The organism is Paenibacillus sp. tmac-D7 (assembly GCF_006519665.1).
Classification (GTDB): domain Bacteria; phylum Bacillota; class Bacilli; order Paenibacillales; family NBRC-103111; genus Paenibacillus_G; species Paenibacillus_G validus.
Genome location: NZ_VIDW01000003.1, coordinates 79,980 through 100,958, shown reverse-complemented (window position 1 = coordinate 100,958; position 20,979 = coordinate 79,980). Strand labels below are relative to the sequence as shown.

Below are 20,979 nucleotides of genomic sequence, written 5' to 3'. Positions count from 1 at the left end.
TGAAAGAGAAGTGGCTGTGTCGGCCACTTCTCTTTCGGATTGTGCTGCTCTCAGGTTATTTGGCATATTCTACGGCACGCGTCTCGCGAATGACCGTCACTTTAATATGACCCGGATAATCGAGTTCGCTCTCGATTTTCTTCGTAATATCCCGAGCCAATCGGAACGCCTCGGTGTCGTCCACTTTCTCCGGTTGGACCATGACGCGAACCTCACGCCCCGCTTGAATGGCAAAAGATTTCTCTACGCCATCGAACGATTCCGAGATTTCCTCAAGCTTCTCGAGACGACGGATGTACGTCTCCAGCGTTTCTCTGCGCGCACCCGGTCTTGCTGCGGACAAAGCATCCGCTGCGCCGACGAGCATGGCGATGACCGATGTCGCTTCCGTATCGCCGTGATGCGAGGCGATACTGTTAATAACGACTGGATGTTCTTTGTACTTCTTGGCGATCTCCACGCCGATCTCCACGTGTGAGCCTTCCACTTCGTGATCCAGCGCTTTCCCGATGTCATGAAGAAGTCCGGCACGTTTCGCCAATGTCACGTCTTCTCCGAGCTCTCCTGCCATCAGTCCTGCGAGGTAAGCGACCTCCATGGAATGCTTCAGCACGTTCTGACCGTAGCTGGTACGGAATTTCAGACGACCCAGAATTTTGATCAGATCCGGGTGGAGTCCGTGTACGCCGGTTTCGAAAGTCGCTTGCTCGCCGTACTCGCGAATCCGCTCGTCCACTTCTTTGCGGGACTTCTCCACCATTTCTTCGATTCGAGCCGGGTGAATACGTCCGTCGGCTACGAGCTTCTCAAGCGACGTACGCGCAATTTCACGGCGAATCGGATCGAAGCCGGACAAGATAACCGCTTCCGGCGTATCGTCGATAATGAGGTCGATACCGGTCAATGTTTCCAGTGCCCGGATGTTACGGCCTTCTCTACCGATAATGCGCCCTTTCATTTCTTCGTTAGGAAGCGCAACAACGGATACGGTGGTTTCGGCCACATGATCCGCGGCGCATCTTTGGATGGCCAAAGTAATAATGTCTCTGGCCTTCTTGTCGCCTTCTTCTTTGGCTTGTTGTTCGATTTCTTTAATCAATTGCGCGGTTTCATGGCGAACTTCCCGCTCCACGTTCGTCAAGATGATCTGTTTCGCATCATCCATCGTCAACGAGGAAATTCGCTCCAACTCGGAAACTTGATCACGATAAATCTGATCAATTTGCGCTTGGGTTTCTTCGATTCGTTTCTCCTTGTTGGCGACCTGCTCTTCTTTTTTCTCAAGAGATTCTAATTTTTTATCCAGCGATTCCTCTTTTTGCAACAGTCGTCTCTCTTGTCGTTGTGTTTCGTTTCGACGTTCACGAATGTCTTTTTCAGCTTCGGTTCTGAGCTTGTGAATTTCGTCCTTCGCTTCCAGAACCGTTTCCTTTTTCAGTGCCTCCGCTTCTTTGCGAGCGTTGTCGATGATCTGCTGTGCGGCATGTTCAGCACTTGAAATTTTCGCCTCTGCAAGGGACTTGCGGATAAAATAACCGATCCCGAAGCATAGTACACCAACAACGAGAACAATCAGGATCCAGATGATCGGTTCCATCCAGTTCACCTCCCTCGTTGTTTCTCCAAGGGGTAAGCTTGGGATAATCAGGTTGTTTAATCCATTCTACATACGTTAGAAAAAGTAAAAATTGGCGATTTTACTTTGCGAATCGTCTCCTTGGGCTGTCAAGGAATGATTCTGTATATGATGAATATACATGATTATTTTATAGTTTGGTCAAGAAGCTTGTCAAGCTGTTGGCCTTCGCCCCCTATCTAAATAGGATAAATATTTAATCGGATCACTCATATTCCGAAAGATCCAACTCCGCCAAGTCATCATCGTCCATGCTGCGCTGCGGCATTTTGCCCAGAACTTGTTGAACGACGGTTAACGTGTACCCTCTGCGCTGCAAGAAGGAAGCGATTTTCCGCCGGGCTTTCGACGGGTCTTCCTCCCACTCCCGCTTGTAACGTCTGGAAACGAGCGCGTAGGCCGCCTCCCGCTCCGTCTCCGCGTCCACTCCGGCAAGAGCCGTTTCGATATGCTCTTTGGGTACGCCCTTTTGCTTCAATTCCTGTTTGATCCAGTGACGCCCTTTCTTTTGCGATTGCGAACGCTGCTTCGCCATTTGTTCCGCAAACAAAGCGTCATTCAAGTACCCTTCCGTTCTCAGCCGTGAGATCACGTCTTCGATGACATCCGGCTGAAATTCCTTTTCCTTCAGCCGCGAACGCATCTCGTGTTCGGAGCGAAGCCGGCTCGCCAGCAATCGAACAGCGCTCAAGTAAGCCTTATGCCTCTCTTCAGCCGCCAGAATCCGTTCCATCTCCGCAGACTCCACCTGCGCACCCTTTAAGAGCCGGTACTTGATCATAATGTCCTCATGGACGGAAAAAGCCAACTTATCGTCGATGAAAACATTGTACCGCTGCTGAGCTCTCGCCTGACGCTCCACTTTCGTAATAAAACCGCCCAGCGGTGCGCTTTCTTGATAACCGGTCATCCATACTACCTCCACAAGAAACGGCGAAAAGGCACCCTCCTGCTAAGAAAAGGTGCCTTAAGCCGATTTATTCGAGTACTGCCAAATCCTCTTCTTCCTCTTCATCATCGTCCGTATTCGGTCCGACTACTGCAACCAAATTGCTTGTTTCCCGAATTTTCTTCTCGATCGCATCCGCCAGATGCGGATTTTCCTTCAAGAATTGCTTCGCGTTCTCACGGCCTTGACCAAGACGCTCGCCACTGTAGGAATACCACGCGCCGCTCTTCTGGATAATATCCATTTCTGTCGCGATGTCGACGATGCTGCCCTCTTTGGAAATTCCTTCGCCGTACATGATATCGATCTCCGCTTGTTTGAACGGCGGCGCTACTTTATTCTTAACGACTTTAATCTTCGTCCGGTTACCGACCATATCGTTGCCTTGCTTGATCGTTTCTACGCGGCGTACGTCCAAACGTACGGAAGAATAAAACTTGAGCGCCCGTCCGCCGGGGGTCGTCTCCGGGTTCCCGAACATGACGCCGACTTTCTCGCGCAGCTGGTTGATGAAGATGGCGATCGTCTTCGACTTGTTGATCGCTCCGGACAGCTTACGCAGCGCTTGCGACATCAGACGCGCTTGCAACCCGACGTGCGAATCCCCCATCTCCCCTTCGATCTCCGCTCTCGGCACGAGCGCGGCTACGGAGTCGATGACGATGATGTCGACCGCGCCGCTTCGTACGAGCGCTTCCGCGATCTCGAGCGCCTGTTCGCCCGTATCGGGCTGTGACAGGAGCAGTTCGTCGATGTTGATGCCAAGCTTGCTTGCATAAAGCGGATCAAGAGCGTGCTCCGCATCGATGAATGCCGCCGTGCCGCCTACCTTCTGCACTTCCGCGATGGCATGCAGCGCTACGGTCGTTTTACCTGAAGACTCCGGTCCGTAAACTTCTATAATTCTACCGCGCGGATAACCGCCGATACCGAGCGCGATATCGAGCGCAAGCGAGCCGCTTGGAATAGTTTCCACTTGCATGTGGGTAGATTCACCCAGTTTCATAATCGACCCTTTACCAAACTGCTTCTCGATTTGACGAAGGGCATTTTCCAGTGCTGCGCGACGATCCGTCAAGAGACTCACTTCCCTCTTCTATATTCTCTTATGTTTCCATCATAACGGTTTTCATAACCTTTGCCAAGGTTTTTCTCGAACATATATTCGCATCTTGGTCCAAATAAAAACCGTAACAAGGTTTAAAGTTGTTACGGTGCTTCCGCGTAAATCTATTATACTTTATTTTCTAGTGAGCGGCAACTACGATTTTAGCCGTTCCCACAGCTGATAGAGCGCGCTTTTGGACGCGCGCAGCTTGATTGTCGAGCGGTTGCCCCATGCTTGCAGCTCAACCGCCGCCGCCTCGCCCCCGCCCGCAATCCCGACATACACCAAGCCAACCGGCTTGCCTTCCGATTCCGAGGGTCCTGCCACGCCGGTGACGGATAGTCCGTAATCGGCCCCGCACAAAGTCCGTACGGCCTCCGCCATCCGGATCGCCGTTTCCGCGCTGACGGCTCCGGGAGCTCCCTCGCCTTCGAGCTCGTTCAAGGGAATGCCGAGCACGCGGTGTTTCACCTGGTTCGTATAACTGATCACCCCGCCGGCGAAAGCGTTCGAGCTGCCCGGTACGGCCGTCAGCAAATCGCTGAGCTGTCCTCCGGTGCAGCTTTCGGCCACGGCGAGTGTTTGGCCGCGGGAAGCGAGCTCCCGCAAGAGGAATTCTTCGAGCGAGATGTCTTCTGCCGCATAGATGAAGCCTCCGAGCCGGCGGCGTATCTCATCCTCCAGCGGTTTAAGCTTCCGTGCGGCTTCCTGCGCGCTTCCTGCGCGCGTCGTTAACCGAATGGCCACCTCGCCTTCCTTGGCGTAAGGCGCTATCGTAGGATCCGTCTGCGCGTCGATCAAATCGATCAGTTGATGCTCCAGCGACGACTCGCCGATGCCTGCAAACTTGAGCATGGTCGAATGAAGCGCCTCCAGGCCTTCGACATTCGCTTCTAACCACGGTTTGACCTGAAGCTCGAACATCGGCTTCATTTCGCTAGGCGGACCCGGCAGAAGCACGTAGCGCGTGCCGTCCACCGTTAAGGCGACGCCCACCGCAAGGCCCGTTTCGTTCGCCAGGGGATCGCTCCCTTCCAGCATCAGCGCCTGCCGGACGTTGCTCTCGACCATCGGCATGTTTCGTTTGGCGAACAGCTCCGTCATTTTGTCCATCGAAGGCTGGTGGATCACCAGCGGCCGTCCAAGCACCTCGGCAAGCACATCCTTCGTTATGTCGTCCTGCGTAGGCCCCAGACCGCCCGTGCAAATAATCAAGTCGGCCCGGCTCTTCGCAAGCGCAAGCGATTCCTTGATCCGTCCGGCATTGTCACCGACGACCGTATGAAAATATACGCCGATGCCCAGGTCGGCCAAGCCTTTAGATAAAAACTGCGCGTTCGTATTGGCGATTTGACCCATCAGCAGCTCCGTGCCGACGGCGATAATTTCCGCTCTCATCCTATTCCCCTCCGGATACAACAAAAACAATAGGTCGCCCTACTGTTTCTTGTCGTCGAAATTGATAACGTGTTTGTTTTTAATAAAATAATCGAAGCCGGAATAAAGCGTAATAATTGCAGCTACCCAGCTGGCTACGAGATCGAAACGGAAATCGATGAAAGCAAACGGGAAGTTGTTGATAAGAAGCGCAATAATCGCTGTGATTTGCGTCGCCGTCTTCCACTTGCCCCATTTGCTTGCAGCCATGACGGTGCCTTCCAGCAGAGCGATTTGACGCAGGCCGGTGACTGCAAACTCCCGGCTGATGATCACAATCGCAATCCAGGCGTCCAGTTTATCCATCTCGACCAGAGAGATGAGTACGGCGGATACGAGCAGCTTGTCGGCAAGCGGGTCCAGAAGCTTGCCCAGATTCGTGACAAGCTTCCGTTTTCTCGCGATATAACCGTCAAGGCTGTCCGTGCTGGCCGCAATAATAAAGATCAGCGCAGCGATAATCTGATTGTACGTAATCGTAAATTGCTCGATCCGGACATGCGGGAATTTGACGTTAATGAGCAGGAAGAACATGATGATCGGTACTAAAAAAATTCTCGCCAACGTAATCCGGTTGGCTAAATTCATGCCACAACCTCCCCGGACAGATCAAATTCGAACGAATGCGTAATGCGAACCTTGGCAATTTCGCCGATCTGCAAATCGGCGCCGCGGGCAAACACCTCGCCGTCGATTTCCGGCGCGTCGAACTGCGAACGCCCGACATAAACATCGTTCCGGCCGTCGTATTTTTCGATCAGCACGTCGATCACTTGGCCGATCCGATCGCTGTTGCGTTCATTCGAGATTTCACGCTGTATTTCCATCAGCACGTTGGCCCGGTATTCCTTCACGTCGTCTGCCACTTGATCCGGCAACCGGGATGCCGGCGTATCCTCTTCCTTCGAATAGGTAAAGACGCCTAGCCGGTCGAACTTTACTTCGCGAACGAACGCTTTGAGCTTCTCGAAGTCTTCGTCCGTCTCTCCCGGGAAACCGACGATAATCGAGGTGCGCAGCGATACGCCCGGAATGCGGTCGCGGATTTTGCGGATCAGCTCCCGCGCGTCGCGCTGCCGTCCCGGACGGCGCATCCGCTTCAGGATGCCGTCCTCGCTGTGCTGCAGAGGCATGTCGATATATTTGCAAATTTTCGGATTGCCGGCAATCGTCTCGATCAGCTCATCGGTGAAAAATCCCGGATAAGCGTAATGCAGCCGAACCCACTCGATGCCCGGCACTTCGCTGACGCGGTTCATAAGTTCAGGCAGCTTGAACGAATCGTAAAGATCCGTACCGTAATTGGTCGAATCTTGCGCGATCAGGCTGATTTCCTTGACCCCTTGCGCGGCGAGCTGGGCCACTTCGTCCAAAATTGATTCGATGCTGCGGCTGCGGAACTTGCCCCGCATGATCGGGATGCTGCAGAACGTACAGGCGTTATCGCAGCCTTCAGCAATCTTCACATAAGCCGTATAACGAGGAGTGGACAAACGGCGCGGCAGCTTCTTCTCATAGTTAAACACCGGGTTACCGACAAAGATCGGTTTTTTCCCGGCCAGCGCTTCATCAATAATGTCGTTGATTTTATCGAAATCACCCGTTCCGACGATGCCGTCGATCTCCGGCATCTCGTTCATCAATTCCTTCTTATAGCGCTGAGTCAAGCAACCGGAAACGATCAAAGCTTTCAAATTCGCGGTTTCTTTCAGTTCCGCCATATCGAGAATCGTATTCACCGACTCTTCCTTCGCCGCGTCGATGAAGCCGCACGTGTTGACGATGATAATGGTCGCTTCTTCCTTCTCGGCTACGAGCTGGTACCCGCGTTCATGGACGAGGCCGGACATAATCTCGGAATCGACCAAATTTTTCTCACAGCCCAGGGTAACCACTTTGACTTTCTCTGTCATGAAATTTCCTCCAAAACGGCATGAAGCCTTTTACTTCTAATTGGGTCTGCTACAAGTATAATATACTCCCGCAAACAGTGTCAAAAACACGAAAAACCTTGCAGGTCTTAGATTCCGCAAGGTTTAAAGCCTACTCTGTGCCGTTAACGGAAATTGATGAACTGCAGCTCCAGCGGCAAATCGGCTTTGCGAAGCAGCTGCATGACTTGCTGAAGATCGTCTTTACTCTTTCCGGTGACCCGAATTTGATCGCCTTGAATTTGACTTTTCACCTTCAGCTTCGAATCACGAATCAGGATATTGATTTTTTTGGCAATGTCTTGATCGATGCCCTGCTTGACTTTAATCCGCTGGCGCACCGTGCTGTTCGCGGCCGGCTCAACCTTGCCGTATTCTAAATTTTTCAACGAGATGCCCCGCTTGGCCATCTTGGATTGCAGAATGTCGAGCACGTTCTGCAGCTTGAAATCGTCGTCCGAGACGACGACAAGCTCTTCCTTTTCCAAGGTGATGCTGCTCTTGCTGCCCTTGAAATCGAAGCGTGTGGCGATCTCTTTCTCCGCCTGGTTGATCGCATTGTTCATTTCCTGCATATCAAGCTTGGATACGATATCGAATGAATTTTCACTGCTCATGAATCGAACTTCCTTCCCGTCAAAATTTTACCAGTTTTTATTGTAACAAAAAAGACACCCTCTGCACAAAGGCAGCGCGTGTCTCCTTGGATGCCCGCCGATGCGGCTACGATTTCAGGAAGTCCACCTGCACGTTCTTCACGTTGGCCTGATTGCCGACCGGATAGCTTTGACCGTTAATGACAATCTCCATGGCGCTGGCTTTGCCAAAACGTAAATAAGCCGGATTGGCAAGTTCCCAACTTTTCACTTCCCCATTCTTCAATATTCCTTCGTGCAGCTGTTGGCGGCTTGTGCCGAGCTCGTCGATCTTCATCCAACACTCGTCGCCGACTACCTTCACCTCGATCTTGAGCTTATCGGTTCCGCTGACCGCATAAAAATCGGTCCCCCGCTCACTCTTGACCAGCTTCACTTCGTTCTTAGGCTCAGGCGCAGGCGCGACCGGTGCCGCTGCAATCGGCTCGGGCTGCGTTTGCGCGAGCTGTCCGCCGCCGTTTGCCCCCGTGCCCGGGGTTCCCCCGTTATCCGTTTTTGGCGCGGCCGGCTCGATCTTATCGGTAATCTGCTTCGGCAAATTGTTGCTGGCGTCGCTCGTGCCTTTGTAGTTGATGCTCATAAAGTAATAAATAATCCCCAAAATAAGGACGACAAAAGAGATCACCATGATGTTGGAGGCCCATTTGCCGATACGTTCCGTATTTCGGGTCGTCGATGTGCGCGTCGTGCGGATCGGCTCAACCTTCTCCGTTTCCGTCGCAGGAATGACATTCTGATACATCTGCAGCACTTCGTTCGGATCGAGCCCTACGGCTTCGGCATAGCTCTTGATAAATGCGCGCACATAAAAATTGCCGGGCAGCACTTTGTAGTTGCCTTCTTCGATCGCTTCCAAATAGCGCTTGCGGATTTTGGTCACTTCCTGCAAATCTTCAAGCGAAATCTTCTTTTCCATTCTCGCTTTCTTCAATAACAGACCGAGATCGGTCACGCTTGTCACCCCTTCCCGTTATGAGTCGTATGCTTTGAACCTTTAGCCGGACATCCTCAATAGGAATCGAAGCCGCCGGTAAAACTTTCATAAGTAATCTCTTCATCAGGCGTCGTGCGCAGTTCGACGATGCAGTCGAAATGATCATACGTATATTCCGATTCCCGGATGAAAATATCCGGATGCTCGATCACTTTTGTGGACGGCATGCCCATAATGTCCTGGAGCAGCCCGTAATGCTTCTCGTTGGAACGCAGCGTGGATACGATACCGTCGATAATGAACACGTTGTTCGGGTTCATCTCGTCCTCGGACAGCTGACTGCGCACCGTCTGGCGAAGCAAGGTCGAAGAAACGAACGTCCACCGTTTGTTCGCGCACACGCTGCCGGCAATGATGGACTCGGTTTTCCCTACCCTTGGCATCCCGCGCAAGCCGACAACATGATTGCCATCCCGCTTGAACACTTCGCCAAGAAAATCGACCAAAAGTCCTAGTTCGTCGCGCGTAAAGCGGAACGTCTTCTTATCGTCCGAGTCGCGTTCGATATAACGGCCGTGACGTACCGCCAAAATGTCAACCAATTTGGGCGTACGAAGAGCCGTTATAGTTATATTATCCACTTTTTTTAACATTTTACCCATTAATTCCACTTTTTCTTCATCATTCGTTTGCAGCAGCATGCCGCGTGTACGGTCTTCCACCCCGTTGATCGTCACGATGTTGATGTCGAGCATCCCCATCAAAGAAGCGATATCGCCCAGCAAGCCTGGACGGTTCTTATGTATTCTATACTCCATATACCATTGCTTCTTATCGTTATTTTCGTTCGTCATGTCCGTTCTCCGATCATAGAATGTTAGGTTTTGTACAAATGGGGATACGAAAAATATTCTACAATATTCGATAAATTCCTCCCGTTTCAGGCGGGTTTTCAAAAATTCTTCTTCACAACCGCTTCCCGCTGCTCATAAGGCTGCAAACCGGGGGTCCACGCCTGGTTCGAGAGGTTGTTCCTCAAGGTAACGAGAATTTCGTTCCAGTTCAATTCGACCGTCGTCTGCGCCATGTTAACAACAGGCACCTGCAAGCCGCGAATGCGCTGCAATTGACTTTTTTCCAGCGGCGCGAACACGACAATCCAAGCAGGGCCGTGCGAGCGAACCTGAAACTGTAATTGACTGTACCAGCCTTCCGCATCCGCAAGCGACACGTATTCGGCCTCTTCCGACGGCGCCCATTCGGACGGAATCGGATACGCCGAGGTAGTCACCCATTCGATCGCCCGATCGGAGACGAGCTGCTGCCTGACCCATTCGTCCCATTCGCCGCGAAGCTGCGATTCCAGAACCGACTTCACCATGATATGCGAGCCTTGGATGGACAATGTCTGCCGGACAACCTGATCATCAAGCAAAATCCATTTGCGGTTTCCAATCTGCTCCGCTTGCGGAAGCGTCGCCTGCACCAGTTCATGACCGGCCACTACGATATAATCGTAGGCATGGGAACGGATCGCTTCCAATTGTTCTTCCGACAGCGTCGACACGTCAGCGAACCAATCGAAGGCGGTCTGATGGTGATCGCGCCAATCCACCAAAGCGGCTTGCAGCCGCTGCTTCGTATCGGGCGCCAAGTTCGGTTCGGTCACTACCAGCAGCGAAGGTTTGCTTTGCAGCAAGGCCGGATCGATGCTGGGAATATTTTTGCCGCACCCGGCGAGCAAACCGACGGTAAGGAACAACGCAATGATTCGGATAAGCCCTTTCATCTTTCTTACTACCCTCATTTCTGTATCTTCCGAGCTCTTCTCCTTAGTATATACGTTTCGAAACGCCATTCCAAGCTATGCGCAGGCAGCGCAAAAACAGCCCCCTGGGAAGGAGGCTGGCTTAAAATGACGCTTATGATTAATTATTCGCTTTGGCAAGCTTCACCATAGCTTTGGCGAGCGTTTTTCTTTCTTGCTCGTCACATACATCCCACAGTTCTTTCAGGACGCGTTCTTCTTTGTTCTCGGGATCGACTTTATCGGATAAAAACTCGCCGATCTGGAACGCGAGTTTCGATATCGTCTCATCGCTCATCCCGGCTTTCTCTGCTTGCTCTACACGCTCTCCTAAAAATTCCTTCCAGCGTTCAAACACCTTCAGCACAGTTGCCATGCCGCAATTCCTCCTTTGAAGTGATATCGACGTTACAAAGGTTAGAATTCGCAAAACACGCAAAGTTTATACGGTTGGTCAGGTCAGCCATCCGCCGTTGGGACTTATGATTTGTCCGGTAATATAGCCGGATTCCGGCAGCGCCAAGAAATAAACGAGTGAAGCGATTTCGTCGGGTTGGGCGAACCTTCCCGCCGGAATGTCGTGCTCAAGCGCCGCTTTCTCCTGCGCGTCGAAGCCTGCCATCATCATCGTGTCCACGGCGCCGGGAGCGACTGCGTTCACCGTTACCGCCGAGGGCGCAAGCTCCTTTGCCAGTGCTTTCGTGAAGGCGTTGATCCCGCCCTTCGCCGTCGAATATGCGACTTCGCAAGAAGCGCCGGAGATGCCCCAAATCGACGAAACGTTAATGATCCGCCCGTATTTTTGAGCGATCATCGCGGGCATGAACTGCCGCGTCATCAGAAACGTACCTTTTAAGTTGATATTCATAATGTCATCCCATTCCGTTTCCGTGACATCAGACAGCATCCCGTAATGGGAAATACCCGCGTTATTAACCAGAATATCGGGAATAAGTCCGTGCTGTTCGAGCTTCTCGCGCATACGTTCGATTTGATCGAGCGATCTTAAATCAGCGGTAACCGTTAGTACACGGGCTCCGTGCCGCATGCAGCTTCGGGCTGTCTCGTTCGCCGATTCATGCGACTGCAAATAATGGATGACGACGTTCATGCCGACGGAGGCAAACCGGCGGGCGATCGCCGCGCCGATTCCGCGGCTCGCCCCCGTTATTAGTACGGTTTGTTCGGTAAAAGATTTAATTCCGGTTGGTGTCATTTCGCCTCGCTTCGGACAACGGACGCTGCGAGCTGGTTCCAGTTGAAATGATCGGCCAGGCATGCATTCACATCTTCAAGCGAAAGCTGTTCATACACCGGCAATATGTCAAAAAGGTCCATATCCTTAAAACGGTATTTCGTAAACTCGTTGGCGATTGCCTCCGGCGAGTTCAATTGGCGGAGGAAAGCACCGATCTTCTTCTTCTTGCTCCGTTCAAAATCGGCGCGGTCGATGCCGGACGCTTTCACCTTGTCTATTTCTTCTTTCACCCGGTTGATCAACAGCTCCGGATCCTTGGTGTCGCCGCCGATTACCGAGAATGCGTATTGCTCCGCAATGTTGTATTCGGATCCGAAACTGTCGGAAATGAGCTGCTCATCATACAGCTTCTGGTAAATGGCCGAGCTGGGGCTGACGAGTATGTCGAGCACCACTTTCATCGCCAGCTCCCGCTTCATCATCTCACGGCCGCGAAGCGGTTGACTCGATTCCTTGCAGCCGAACAAGCATTTCGGCACGGAAACGGGCAGCGTGCTTTCCTTCCGCGGCGCCTTTACTTCACCAGGCTCCGTTTCAAACAGACGGTGAATCTCTCCCTGCGGCTTAAACGTCTTGGCCGCCTGGTTTTGCTTAACCAAATCCATTATTTCCTGCGGATCGACGCCGCCAACCACAAATAAGCTCATATTGGTCGGATGGTAGAACGTATGGTAGCATTCGTACAGCATTTCCTTCGTAATTTCCCCAATCGACTCGACAGTGCCGGCTATATCGATATGCACCGGGTGAACATGAAACATCGTTTCAATTAACCCGAAATAAACGCGCCAATCCGGATTATCCTGGTACATCTTAATCTCTTGGCCGATGATCCCCTTTTCCTTCTCCACATTCTCGTCCGTAAAGTAAGGATGCTGCACGAAATCAAGTAAGGTCGTCAAATTTTCCCGGATATGCCCGGTCGCCGAAAACAAGTAAGCGGTTCGATCGAAGCTTGTGAACGCATTGGCCGACGCGCCTTGGGCGGCAAATACGGAGAAGATGTCCCCTGTGGGCTCTTCGAACATTTTGTGCTCCAGAAAGTGGGCGATGCCGTCCGGCACTTTTTGCTCCGGCCGGCCTTCCACTCGGAAATGATTATCGATCGAGCCGTATTTGGTTGAGAACGTGGCGTATGTTTTTTGAAATCCTTCTTTCGGCAAAATGAATACCGTCAATCCGTTAGGAAGCTGCTCGCTGTAAAGCGTTTCCTTGACTTGCGGGTAAGGGATCGTTTGCATTTATTGTCCCCCTTTGCTGTCGGTTAAAAAATAAATCGTATCCAGCTCGGTTTGCCGGGCGATCCGCTGTATGTCGGCAGGCGTCGTCTGCTCCACCGCTTCAATCAGCTTCGGCACGGTGCGCTCCGCTCCCGACAACCGGTTATTGAAGTCGAAGGCGATTAACTCGAACGCTGAGTCTTGAAGCTCGCGCAAATGTCCGGTTATCATCGCTTTCGTCTGCTGCAGCTCGGTGTCGTTAATCTGCCCGTCTTTCATCGCCTGAAGCTGGTCTTTAATGATTTGAACCGCCTTCTCGTAGTTCCCGATCTCAATGCCGGATTGTATCGTGAGAATGCCTTTATGTCCATCCAGTCGGGACGAAGCGTAATAGGCCAGACTCGCCTTCTCCCTGACGTTTGTGAACAGCTTGGAGTGCGGATAACCGCCCAGAATGCCGTTGTACATGAGAGCGGCCGGATACGAATCGTCACCGTACGAAGTCGGGATGCGCAGCCCCATATTCAGCTTGCCTTGATTGAGGTCAAGGCGTTCCACCACTTCGTTCACCTTCGTCACTTGACGATGCTCCGCCTTCAAGGCATAGCCCGGTTGAGCGGTTCCGCGGCTGTCGCCAAGCTGAAAGGAACGCTCGATCAACGGGAGTACCTGGCTTAAACTGGTGTTGCCGACTACATACACGTCAATCGGCGCCTGAGCGAGCCATTGACGGTAACGGTTCGTCAGCAGATCGGAATCAATGGCTGCCAAATCTTCAATACGACCGAGGGGATGCAGCCGATACGGCTCCTCCTTGCACATCTCCGCGATGCAGCGTTCGGCTGCATAGCGAATCTTATCGTTGACGATCGCTCCCAACCGCTTCTGGACGGTCGTTTTCTCCGATTCGATATATTTGGCCCTCAACCGATCGGCGTCCATCGCCGGTTGTGTCACCGCCTCGCCTAAAAACTGCAGCGCCTGTGACAGTAAAGATTCCTTGCTTGAGACAAAATCATCCTGAATAACGTCCATCCGAAACTGCACCATCTGATAATCGCCGCGCTTGTAAACGTCAAAGCCGAAGCCGGCGCCGTACAAATCGTCCAGCCGCTCCCGGAATTGTTTCGTTTCCGGATAAGCCCGGCTGCCCCGGCGCAGCACGAACGGAATCAAAGCGGTCGGCGTCACGGTGTCCTCCTTCAGCGGACACCCGATATATACGGAAATCGCAAACGTTTTAAATTGCTCGGTCGGGAGCACATGCACGCGTAGCCCGCGCACGGTTCCCCGTTCAAGTTGGATATGCTTCAAAGCTGCAACAACCCCTCTCGACATCGGTCTACCGCCTTTCCGGTTATTCCATTATATTCCTCTATAAACAGAAGAAGCAACCGCAAAGCGGTCACTTCTTCGCCGAGTTATTTACAGGTTATTTGCAAAAGATATGTTTCCCTATCGTTTTCACCTGCGGACGGGTCCAAATCCACTTTGAAGTCGCCGTGGCCGGGTTAAAATAGTACAGGCAGCCGCCCGAAGGGTCTGAGCCGTTCAGCGCATCCTGGACCGCTTTGAACGACGTTTCGTTCGGCTCCAGCCAAATTTGGCCGTCAGCCACAGCCGTGAAGGCGCCCGGCTGGAAAATAACGCCTGAGACCGTGTTCGGAAAGCTCGGGGAGTTGACGCGGTTAAGGATAACAGCGGCCACCGCCACCTGCCCGATGTACGGCTCTCCTCGCGCTTCGCCGTGAACGGCGTTCGCCATCAGCTTCATATCCTGAAGCGATAGACCGAGTCTCGTGGACGGGGTCATGCCTGTCGGCGCAGGCGCCGTTCCGCCTGTACTCGGGGCAGCTCCGCCGCCGCCGCCTGCCGCATTGTTCGCCGGAGCGTTGCCCTGCGAACTGCCGGTGACCCAAGGCGGAAGCTCGTCATGCTTGGCCTTCCAGTCTTTGGTGGCTTCCCACAGCTTTACCTTTGTTTTGTCGCCGACAATGCCGTCAGCTTTCAGGCCGAATTCCGACTGGAACCATTTCAACGACCTTAACGTCTGATAGCCGAAGTCTCCGTCGACGTCTCCTTTATAAAAGCCTAGGAATTTCAAACGCCCCTGCAGCTCGTACACGTCTGCTGTTCCGGACGTTCCGTACCTGATTTCGTTCTTGCTGAACGTTTGCTCGGTATGTAAGCGGTGCTTGAGCTCCAACCCGGCAAATAACACAACTACCAAACTAACGGTGATGACAATCAATCGTTTGTTCATTCGCGGCAACTCACCTTTCCCACTCTCATGATGTCAGACCTATTTAAGGGTTATTATGAGAAAGGGATGCCGCTTCTATTCAATACTTTCGTAATGCATCCTTCAACCTCGCTAGGAGCTCATTCGGTTGATTTCGTACTGCTCCATGGAGATCAGCACCTCGCGGGGCTTACTGCCCTCGTACGGCCCTACGATACCCCGCGCTTCCATCGTATCGATCAGCCGCGCCGCACGGGTGTACCCGACGCGCATACGGCGCTGCAGCAGCGATACGGACGCCTGCTTCGCCTCCAAAATGATTTGCACCGCTTGATCGTAAAGCTCGTCCTCAAACAGGTCCTGATCGTCCTGTTTCTCCTCCACAAGCGGTACCATATCTTCAACGTATTCGACCTGGCGCTGGGTGCGCACGAAATTACAAACGGATTCGACCTCCTGGTCGGATAAAAAGGCCCCCTGCACGCGGACCGGTTTGGACGCGCCCATCGGCAAATAAAGCATATCACCCCGGCCAAGCAGCTTTTCCGCTCCGGCTGAATCAAGAATCGTTCGCGAGTCGACTTGCGACGATACGCCGAAGGCGATCCGCGATGGAATGTTCGCCTTGATCACGCCGGTGATCACGTCTACGGAAGGCCGTTGGGTCGCAATCAGCAAGTGGATACCGGCCGCGCGCGCCATTTGCGCCAAGCGGCAAATCGCATCTTCGACATCATTGGCGGCGACCATCATCAGGTCGGCCAACTCGTCGACGATGACAACGATATAGGGCAGCGGAGCACCGGTTTGCGTTTCCACCAGCATGTTATTGTAGCCCTCGATATTTCGTGTGCCGCTCTTAGAGAACAGTTCATACCGCTTCTCCATCTCGACGACGACCTTCTTCAAGGCCAGCGAAGCGCGCTTCGGATCGGTGACGACGGGCGCCAGCAAATGCGGAATACCGTTATACACATTCAATTCGACCATCTTCGGGTCAATCATCAGAAACTTGACTTCATCCGGCTTCGCTTTGAATAAAATGCTCGTGATAATGCCGTTGACGCACACCGATTTCCCTGAACCTGTAGCCCCCGCAACCAACATATGAGGCATCTTCGACAAGTTGCCGACGATCGGCTGGCCGGAAATGTCGCGGCCGAGCGTGATTGACAGCTTGGAGGCGGCATCCTGAAAGGCTGCCGTCTCCATGACCTCACGCATCGTAACGATCGACACCTCGGTATTCGGCACTTCGATGCCGATTGCCGATTTACCGGGAATTGGCGCTTCCATCCGGATGTCCTTAGCGGCGAGCGCCAGCGCGATATCGTCGGTCAAGCTGACGATGCGGCTAACCTTCACCCCGACGTCAGGCTGAATTTCGTAACGCGTCACCGCCGGCCCCCGCACCACTTCGAGCACCTTGGCGCGCACGCCAAAGCTTTCCAGCGTCGCTTCCAGCTTGCGGGCGACCGCTTTGTAGTCCAGCGAATCGGCGCCTTTCCCCGAAGCCGGCTTGGATAAAAGCTGCAGCGAAGGCAGTTCGTAAGGTATCGTCAGCGGCTTCGTCTTGATGTCAAAGTCTTCACCGTTCGCGGTATCGAGGCTCTGCTGCTCTTGCGGCTGCGCCGCCGGATCGGCTGCTGCGGTCGCCGCCCCCGTAACAGAGGCTTGCGGCTGTCCGCTCAATTCGTTCTCGTCATAGCTTTCTTGCCGCACTTGTTCCTGAAAATCGCGAATAACCGGAATCGCCGAGTCGTATCCCGCGGCTTCTTTCGCATCGTTGCCATCGTTCGAATCGGGTTCTTCCCCGGCATAAGCGGAGTATACCGTTACTTCTTCGTCCGCCTCCGAGTACGTCTCATCCTTAGTTCGTTTCGAGGAAACGCGCGCTTTCTTCCCGCCGTCCTCCGAAGGTTTTAACAGCTCAAAGAACAAAGACCGTTTCTTGGCCGCGGATTTGCGAGCCTTAGGGTCCGGTCTGTACGTTTCTTCGTCGAAGTCTTCGTCGATCGGCATTGCGAGAACAGCCGCCGCTTTCTTCTTGCGCGCTGCCGCGGTCGCTGCGGCCGCCTCGGATGCTTTGGCCGCTTTCCGCTCCATCATCTTCCGCTTTAGGAATTGCCCGAGCAGCGTATCCTTGAACGGCTTGCGTCCCTGCAGCCTGGCTGCCAGATCGCCGAACGACCACCCGGTAACCAGAATAAAGCCGGCTACAACCAGCGTAAATTGAATGAGCCGCGCTCCCAAATTGCCGAACATGAAATACAATGCCGCATACAGTAAGGAACCCGTCATCCCGCCGCCTACACCGTCGGTCAAGATGTTCTGGCCCTCTTCGGAAGGACTCAGCCCCTCGACCAGGCTCGTCCACGTCTGGAAGACGATCTGCCCTGCCGTGAAATCAGCCTTAGGGTACAGCTGTGTGAACAAGCTGATGTGGCTCATCAGCAGCAGGGACAGCATGATGAGCAAAATCCCCGACTTTCGGACCGTTCGCCAAATCGGCCACTGGCGCTTCATCATCGCGTACAACGCGACGTATATGAATACGAGAGGGATGACAAAATCCCACGTCCCGATCACGAACCGGAACAAATAGGTGAGCGAACGGGCCACCGAGCCTTCACGGGAAAGCGCGATGACGGATAACGTTAAGATCAGGATGCCGTACAGCTCAAATTTTAAATTGGTTTTGATACCTTTGCCACTCTTCTTCCTCTTGGCCAAAACCATTCACCCCCGTCAGCCTATTATACCATAAACTGGAGCGAAGCTGAACGGGACGCCTGCAAAAACGGTTAGCCGGGAAAGACCGGTTTAAATTCGATTAACCGGCCAGGGGTGTACTGCGGATTTAAAAAATCTTGCGGGTTGCAGCTTATGAGCCGTACGATGGTAGCCTGCGTTTGATTGATCGGCTGTACCTGCATCGTCACGCCGTTCATGACGATTTCCAGCAATTGCGTCGCCGACTCCATCGCGTCAATGCCTTCCATGACCTTTTCCATCGGCAATATCGTGTAATGCGTCATTGCACCACACCCCCGGAGAGTGTTTTCCGGCGTTCTTCGATCATGCTGTTTAATTTGCCGATGGCCTCCCCTATTCCCCCCAAGCTGTCGATGAGCCCGTATCTCACGGCATCCGTCCCGACGACGGTCGTTCCGATATCCCGCGTCAACTCGCCCGTTTTAAACATAAGCTCCTTGAATTTATCCTCGTCTACACGGGAATGCCGGGTTACGAAACGAATGACGCGCTCCTGCATTTTATCCAGATATTCGAACGTTTGCGGCACACCGATAACCAGACCGTTCAGCCGGATCGGGTGGATGGTCATCGTAGCGGTTTCCGCGATAATGGAATGGTTCGCCGACACGGCGATCGGTACACCGATACTGTGTCCGCCTCCAAGCACCAGCGTGACCGTCGGCTTCGACAAGGTGGCAATCATTTCGGCGATGGCCAGCCCCGCTTCCACGTCGCCTCCCACCGTGTTGAGAATGATCAGCACGCCTTCAATTTTCGGATTTTGTTCGGCCGCTACGAGCTGCGGAATCAGATGCTCGTACTTTGTCGTCTTGTTCTGCGGCGGCAGCACCATGTGTCCTTCTATTTGACCGATGATCGTCATGCAAAAGATATTCGATTCGCCGCTCGGCACGACGGTTTGACCCAGCTGCTGGATGGCTTCAACCGCTCCGTTCTTGCGATTTTCGTCCTGCCCCTGAGCTGTCTGCGGCTGTTGTTGCGGCTGTTGTTGCGGCTGTTGATCCTGTCTGTTCGTCAGCATGGCAAATTCCCCCTACTAAGTATCCAAATCTTCTTTAGTATGGTACGCTTCGCCAATAATATGCACGTATAGAAAAAGCTTCCTTACCCGGCAACGGCCGAACAAGGAAGCTTTAACGTTTATATAACTTAGGGTTCAAGTGACTAATGCGAGTGACTAGACTTCCATAATAATCGGGAGAATCATCGGTCTTCTTCTGGTTTGTTCATATAAAAATCGTCCGAGTGCATCTTTTACATGCGTTTTGAGCGATGCCCACTCATTTACGTTTTCATTCATCAGGCGATGGAGCGTGCTCGTCACGATCCGGTTCGCCTCGTCAAGCAGACCTTCGGATTCTCTCACATACACGAAACCTCGGGAGATGATGTCCGGACCGGACAAAATCGCACCATCCTGTTTGCTCAACGTTACGACGACGACCAGAATGCCGTCCTGGGACAGCAGCTTGCGGTCGCGAAGCACGATGTTGCCTACGTCGCCTACGCCCAAACCGTCGATCAAGATGTTGCCCGCCGGCACTTTCGAACCTTTGCGAGCGACGCCGTCTTGAATTTCGACGGTTTCACCGTTGTCCACGATGAAGATGTCTTCGCGCGGAATGCCGACGGATTCGGCCAACAAGCCGTGCTGCCGCAGCATCCGATACTCACCGTGAATCGGAATGAAATATTTAGGCCTCATCATATTCAGCATCAGCTTCAGTTCTTCTTGACTGCCGTGTCCGGAAACGTGCACACCGGTTATCGAGCCCGGTCCGTAAATTACATGCGCGCCGATGCGCATAAGCTCATCCACCGTACGCCCGACGTAACGCTCGTTGCCCGGAATCGGAGTCGCCGCAATAATGACGGTATCTCCCGGCAAAATGTCGACCTTGCGGTGCGTCGATCGAGCCATACGCGTTAACGCGGACATCGGTTCGCCCTGAGAGCCTGTCGACAAAATGGCTACGCGATCGCCTGCCATCTTGTTCACTTCTTCCGGCTCGATCAGCATACCGTCCGGAATGTTCAGGTAACCGAGTTCGCTGGCGATCGATACGACATTCACCATACTGCGCCCGATAACGGTCAGCTTACGACGCGTTGCCACGCAAGCGTCGACAACCTGCTGAATCCGGTGAATATTGGACGCGAACGTTGCAATAATGACGCGCTGCTTCGCTTTGCGGAACACCTCTTCGATTTCTGCGCCGACACTGCGTTCCGATCCGGTATAGCCCGGACGCTCGGAGTTCGTACTGTCGGACAACAGGGCCAGTACACCTTTTTGTCCGATAGCCGCCATTTTGTGCAAATCGGCGTACTGATCGTTAACCGGCGTTTGATCGAATTTGAAGTCTCCGGTGTGCACCACGTTCCCTTCCGGCGTTTCCAGGCAAACCCCGACGGAATCCGGAATACTGTGGTTCGTTTTGAAGAACGTCGCTGTAATGCAACCCATTTTCAATTCCGAATCCGCTGTGATCACATGACGCTTCGTTTCGCCAAGCAAGCCCGCTTCTTTCAATTTCGTTTCGATCAACCCCAAGGTTAACCGGGTTCCGTAAATAGGCACATTCAGATGCTTGAGTACATACGGCAAGCCGCCGATATGATCTTCATGTCCGTGCGTAATCAGAATACCGCGAACTTTATCGCGGTTTTCCGTCAAGTATGAAATATCCGGGATTACGATGTCGATACCGAGCATGTCCTCCTCTGGAAATTTCAAGCCGCAGTCGACAACGACGATGTCGTTCGCATACTGAATCACATACATGTTTTTACCGATTTCACCCACGCCGCCTAGGGCAAAAATCGAAAGTTTGTCTATATTTTTCTTTGACAACGTATAAACCTCCTTGGTTGATTTGACGACGATTTTCCATATGAACGATTAACCAATTCATAAACCGCACCAGTCACTTGCCACCATTATACATGAAAGAATCTTGCCATTACAAGTAAACCGTAAATACCGCTCATCCCTGTGCCGGGTACTGCTTAGCATCTCCTAA

19 protein-coding genes are annotated in these 20,979 nt (G+C 52.9%); all 19 read right to left on the bottom strand.

What is annotated here, in order from left to right:
• Positions 1 to 55: 55 nt before the first annotated feature.
• The 19 genes from rny to FKP33_RS03105 all read right to left on the bottom strand — a co-directional run bounded on the left by rny (position 56) and on the right by FKP33_RS03105 (position 20,810).
• On the bottom strand, positions 56 to 1,597 hold the full coding sequence (gene rny, locus FKP33_RS03195) for a ribonuclease Y (protein WP_127604450.1): 1,542 nt from the start codon (positions 1,595 to 1,597) through the stop codon (positions 56 to 58).
• A 244-nt stretch (positions 1,598 to 1,841) separates the two neighbouring features.
• The gene (locus FKP33_RS03190) at positions 1,842 to 2,546 is read right to left on the bottom strand and encodes a RecX family transcriptional regulator (protein WP_127604452.1); all 705 of its coding nucleotides are present in this window, start codon (positions 2,544 to 2,546) and stop codon (positions 1,842 to 1,844) included.
• Between the two features lie 67 nt (positions 2,547 to 2,613).
• Positions 2,614 to 3,663, bottom strand: coding sequence for a recombinase RecA (gene recA / locus FKP33_RS03185; RefSeq protein ID WP_054795805.1), 1,050 nt, complete (start codon positions 3,661 to 3,663; stop codon positions 2,614 to 2,616).
• 183 nt (positions 3,664 to 3,846) lie between these two features.
• Positions 3,847 to 5,091, bottom strand: coding sequence for a competence/damage-inducible protein A (locus tag FKP33_RS03180; RefSeq protein ID WP_141333912.1), 1,245 nt, complete (start codon positions 5,089 to 5,091; stop codon positions 3,847 to 3,849).
• Positions 5,092 to 5,130: 39 nt separating this feature from the next.
• Positions 5,131 to 5,718, bottom strand: coding sequence for a CDP-diacylglycerol--glycerol-3-phosphate 3-phosphatidyltransferase (gene pgsA / locus FKP33_RS03175; protein ID WP_141333911.1), 588 nt, complete (start codon positions 5,716 to 5,718; stop codon positions 5,131 to 5,133).
• The gene (gene rimO / locus FKP33_RS03170; protein ID WP_141333910.1) at positions 5,715 to 7,043 is read right to left on the bottom strand and encodes a 30S ribosomal protein S12 methylthiotransferase RimO; all 1,329 of its coding nucleotides are present in this window, start codon (positions 7,041 to 7,043) and stop codon (positions 5,715 to 5,717) included. The genes pgsA and rimO overlap by 4 nt, the downstream gene beginning before the upstream one ends.
• Positions 7,044 to 7,186: 143 nt before the next feature.
• Positions 7,187 to 7,678, bottom strand: coding sequence for a YajQ family cyclic di-GMP-binding protein (locus tag FKP33_RS03165; protein ID WP_127604460.1), 492 nt, complete (start codon positions 7,676 to 7,678; stop codon positions 7,187 to 7,189).
• 106 nt (positions 7,679 to 7,784) lie between these two features.
• Positions 7,785 to 8,669, bottom strand: coding sequence for a helix-turn-helix domain-containing protein (locus FKP33_RS03160; protein ID WP_127604462.1), 885 nt, complete (start codon positions 8,667 to 8,669; stop codon positions 7,785 to 7,787).
• 56 nt (positions 8,670 to 8,725) lie between these two features.
• A complete protein-coding gene (locus tag FKP33_RS03155) occupies positions 8,726 to 9,505 on the bottom strand; it encodes a DUF3388 domain-containing protein (protein ID WP_127604464.1) in 780 nt (259 codons plus the stop codon).
• A 98-nt stretch (positions 9,506 to 9,603) separates the two neighbouring features.
• Positions 9,604 to 10,458, bottom strand: a complete 855-nt coding sequence (locus tag FKP33_RS03150; RefSeq protein WP_230876010.1) for a hypothetical protein — start codon at positions 10,456 to 10,458, stop codon at positions 9,604 to 9,606.
• 121 nt (positions 10,459 to 10,579) lie between these two features.
• The gene (locus tag FKP33_RS03145) at positions 10,580 to 10,834 is read right to left on the bottom strand and encodes a DUF3243 domain-containing protein (protein ID WP_054795802.1); all 255 of its coding nucleotides are present in this window, start codon (positions 10,832 to 10,834) and stop codon (positions 10,580 to 10,582) included.
• A gap of 78 nt (positions 10,835 to 10,912) precedes the next feature.
• Positions 10,913 to 11,674, bottom strand: a complete 762-nt coding sequence (gene ymfI, locus FKP33_RS03140) for an elongation factor P 5-aminopentanone reductase (protein ID WP_054795801.1) — start codon at positions 11,672 to 11,674, stop codon at positions 10,913 to 10,915.
• A complete protein-coding gene (yfmH, locus tag FKP33_RS03135) occupies positions 11,671 to 12,957 on the bottom strand; it encodes an EF-P 5-aminopentanol modification-associated protein YfmH (RefSeq protein WP_141333909.1) in 1,287 nt (428 codons plus the stop codon). Before yfmH ends, ymfI begins: the two co-directional genes overlap by 4 nt.
• Entirely contained in the window at positions 12,958 to 14,274 is a 1,317-nt protein-coding gene (yfmF, locus tag FKP33_RS03130; protein ID WP_141333908.1) for an EF-P 5-aminopentanol modification-associated protein YfmF, read from the bottom strand.
• A 94-nt stretch (positions 14,275 to 14,368) separates the two neighbouring features.
• Entirely contained in the window at positions 14,369 to 15,199 is an 831-nt protein-coding gene (gene sleB / locus FKP33_RS03125) for a spore cortex-lytic enzyme (RefSeq protein WP_127604473.1), read from the bottom strand.
• Positions 15,200 to 15,310: 111 nt separating this feature from the next.
• Positions 15,311 to 17,917: an FtsK/SpoIIIE family DNA translocase gene (locus FKP33_RS03120; RefSeq protein WP_373423823.1), complete on the bottom strand. Its 2,607-nt coding sequence runs from the start codon at positions 17,915 to 17,917 to the stop codon at positions 15,311 to 15,313.
• Between the two features lie 65 nt (positions 17,918 to 17,982).
• Positions 17,983 to 18,216 carry a YlzJ-like family protein gene (locus tag FKP33_RS03115; protein WP_141333906.1) on the bottom strand — a complete coding sequence of 78 codons (234 nt, stop codon included), beginning with the start codon at positions 18,214 to 18,216 and terminating at the stop codon, positions 17,983 to 17,985.
• The gene (locus FKP33_RS03110; RefSeq protein ID WP_054795799.1) at positions 18,213 to 18,977 is read right to left on the bottom strand and encodes a ClpP family protease; all 765 of its coding nucleotides are present in this window, start codon (positions 18,975 to 18,977) and stop codon (positions 18,213 to 18,215) included. The genes FKP33_RS03115 and FKP33_RS03110 overlap by 4 nt, the downstream gene beginning before the upstream one ends.
• 156 nt (positions 18,978 to 19,133) lie before the next feature.
• Positions 19,134 to 20,810, bottom strand: coding sequence for a ribonuclease J (locus tag FKP33_RS03105; RefSeq protein WP_054799141.1), 1,677 nt, complete (start codon positions 20,808 to 20,810; stop codon positions 19,134 to 19,136).
• Between the last annotated feature and the right edge of the window lie 169 nt (positions 20,811 to 20,979).

Bases quoted from the DNA above. Each gene is read 5' to 3' on its own strand.
- FKP33_RS03120 (WP_373423823.1), bottom strand. From the start codon at position 17,917: ATGGTTTTGGCCAAGAGGAAGAAGAGTGGCAAAGGTATCAAAACCAAT.
- FKP33_RS03190 (WP_127604452.1), bottom strand. From the start codon at position 2,546: ATGACCGGTTATCAAGAAAGCGCACCGCTGGGCGGTTTTATTACGAAA.
- rimO (WP_141333910.1), bottom strand. From the start codon at position 7,043: ATGACAGAGAAAGTCAAAGTGGTTACCCTGGGCTGTGAGAAAAATTTG.
- FKP33_RS03150 (WP_230876010.1), bottom strand. From the start codon at position 10,458: ATGAGGGTAGTAAGAAAGATGAAAGGGCTTATCCGAATCATTGCGTTG.
- yfmH (WP_141333909.1), bottom strand. From the start codon at position 12,957: ATGCAAACGATCCCTTACCCGCAAGTCAAGGAAACGCTTTACAGCGAG.
- FKP33_RS03115 (WP_141333906.1), bottom strand. From the start codon at position 18,216: ATGACGCATTACACGATATTGCCGATGGAAAAGGTCATGGAAGGCATT.
- pgsA (WP_141333911.1), bottom strand. From the start codon at position 5,718: ATGAATTTAGCCAACCGGATTACGTTGGCGAGAATTTTTTTAGTACCG.
- FKP33_RS03110 (WP_054795799.1), bottom strand. From the start codon at position 18,977: ATGCTGACGAACAGACAGGATCAACAGCCGCAACAACAGCCGCAACAA.
- FKP33_RS03180 (WP_141333912.1), bottom strand. From the start codon at position 5,091: ATGAGAGCGGAAATTATCGCCGTCGGCACGGAGCTGCTGATGGGTCAA.
- rny (WP_127604450.1), bottom strand. From the start codon at position 1,597: ATGGAACCGATCATCTGGATCCTGATTGTTCTCGTTGTTGGTGTACTA.
- yfmF (WP_141333908.1), bottom strand. From the start codon at position 14,274: ATGTCGAGAGGGGTTGTTGCAGCTTTGAAGCATATCCAACTTGAACGG.
- sleB (WP_127604473.1), bottom strand. From the start codon at position 15,199: ATGAACAAACGATTGATTGTCATCACCGTTAGTTTGGTAGTTGTGTTA.
- ymfI (WP_054795801.1), bottom strand. From the start codon at position 11,674: ATGACACCAACCGGAATTAAATCTTTTACCGAACAAACCGTACTAATA.
- FKP33_RS03155 (WP_127604464.1), bottom strand. From the start codon at position 9,505: ATGACGAACGAAAATAACGATAAGAAGCAATGGTATATGGAGTATAGA.
- FKP33_RS03165 (WP_127604460.1), bottom strand. From the start codon at position 7,678: ATGAGCAGTGAAAATTCATTCGATATCGTATCCAAGCTTGATATGCAG.
- FKP33_RS03145 (WP_054795802.1), bottom strand. From the start codon at position 10,834: ATGGCAACTGTGCTGAAGGTGTTTGAACGCTGGAAGGAATTTTTAGGA.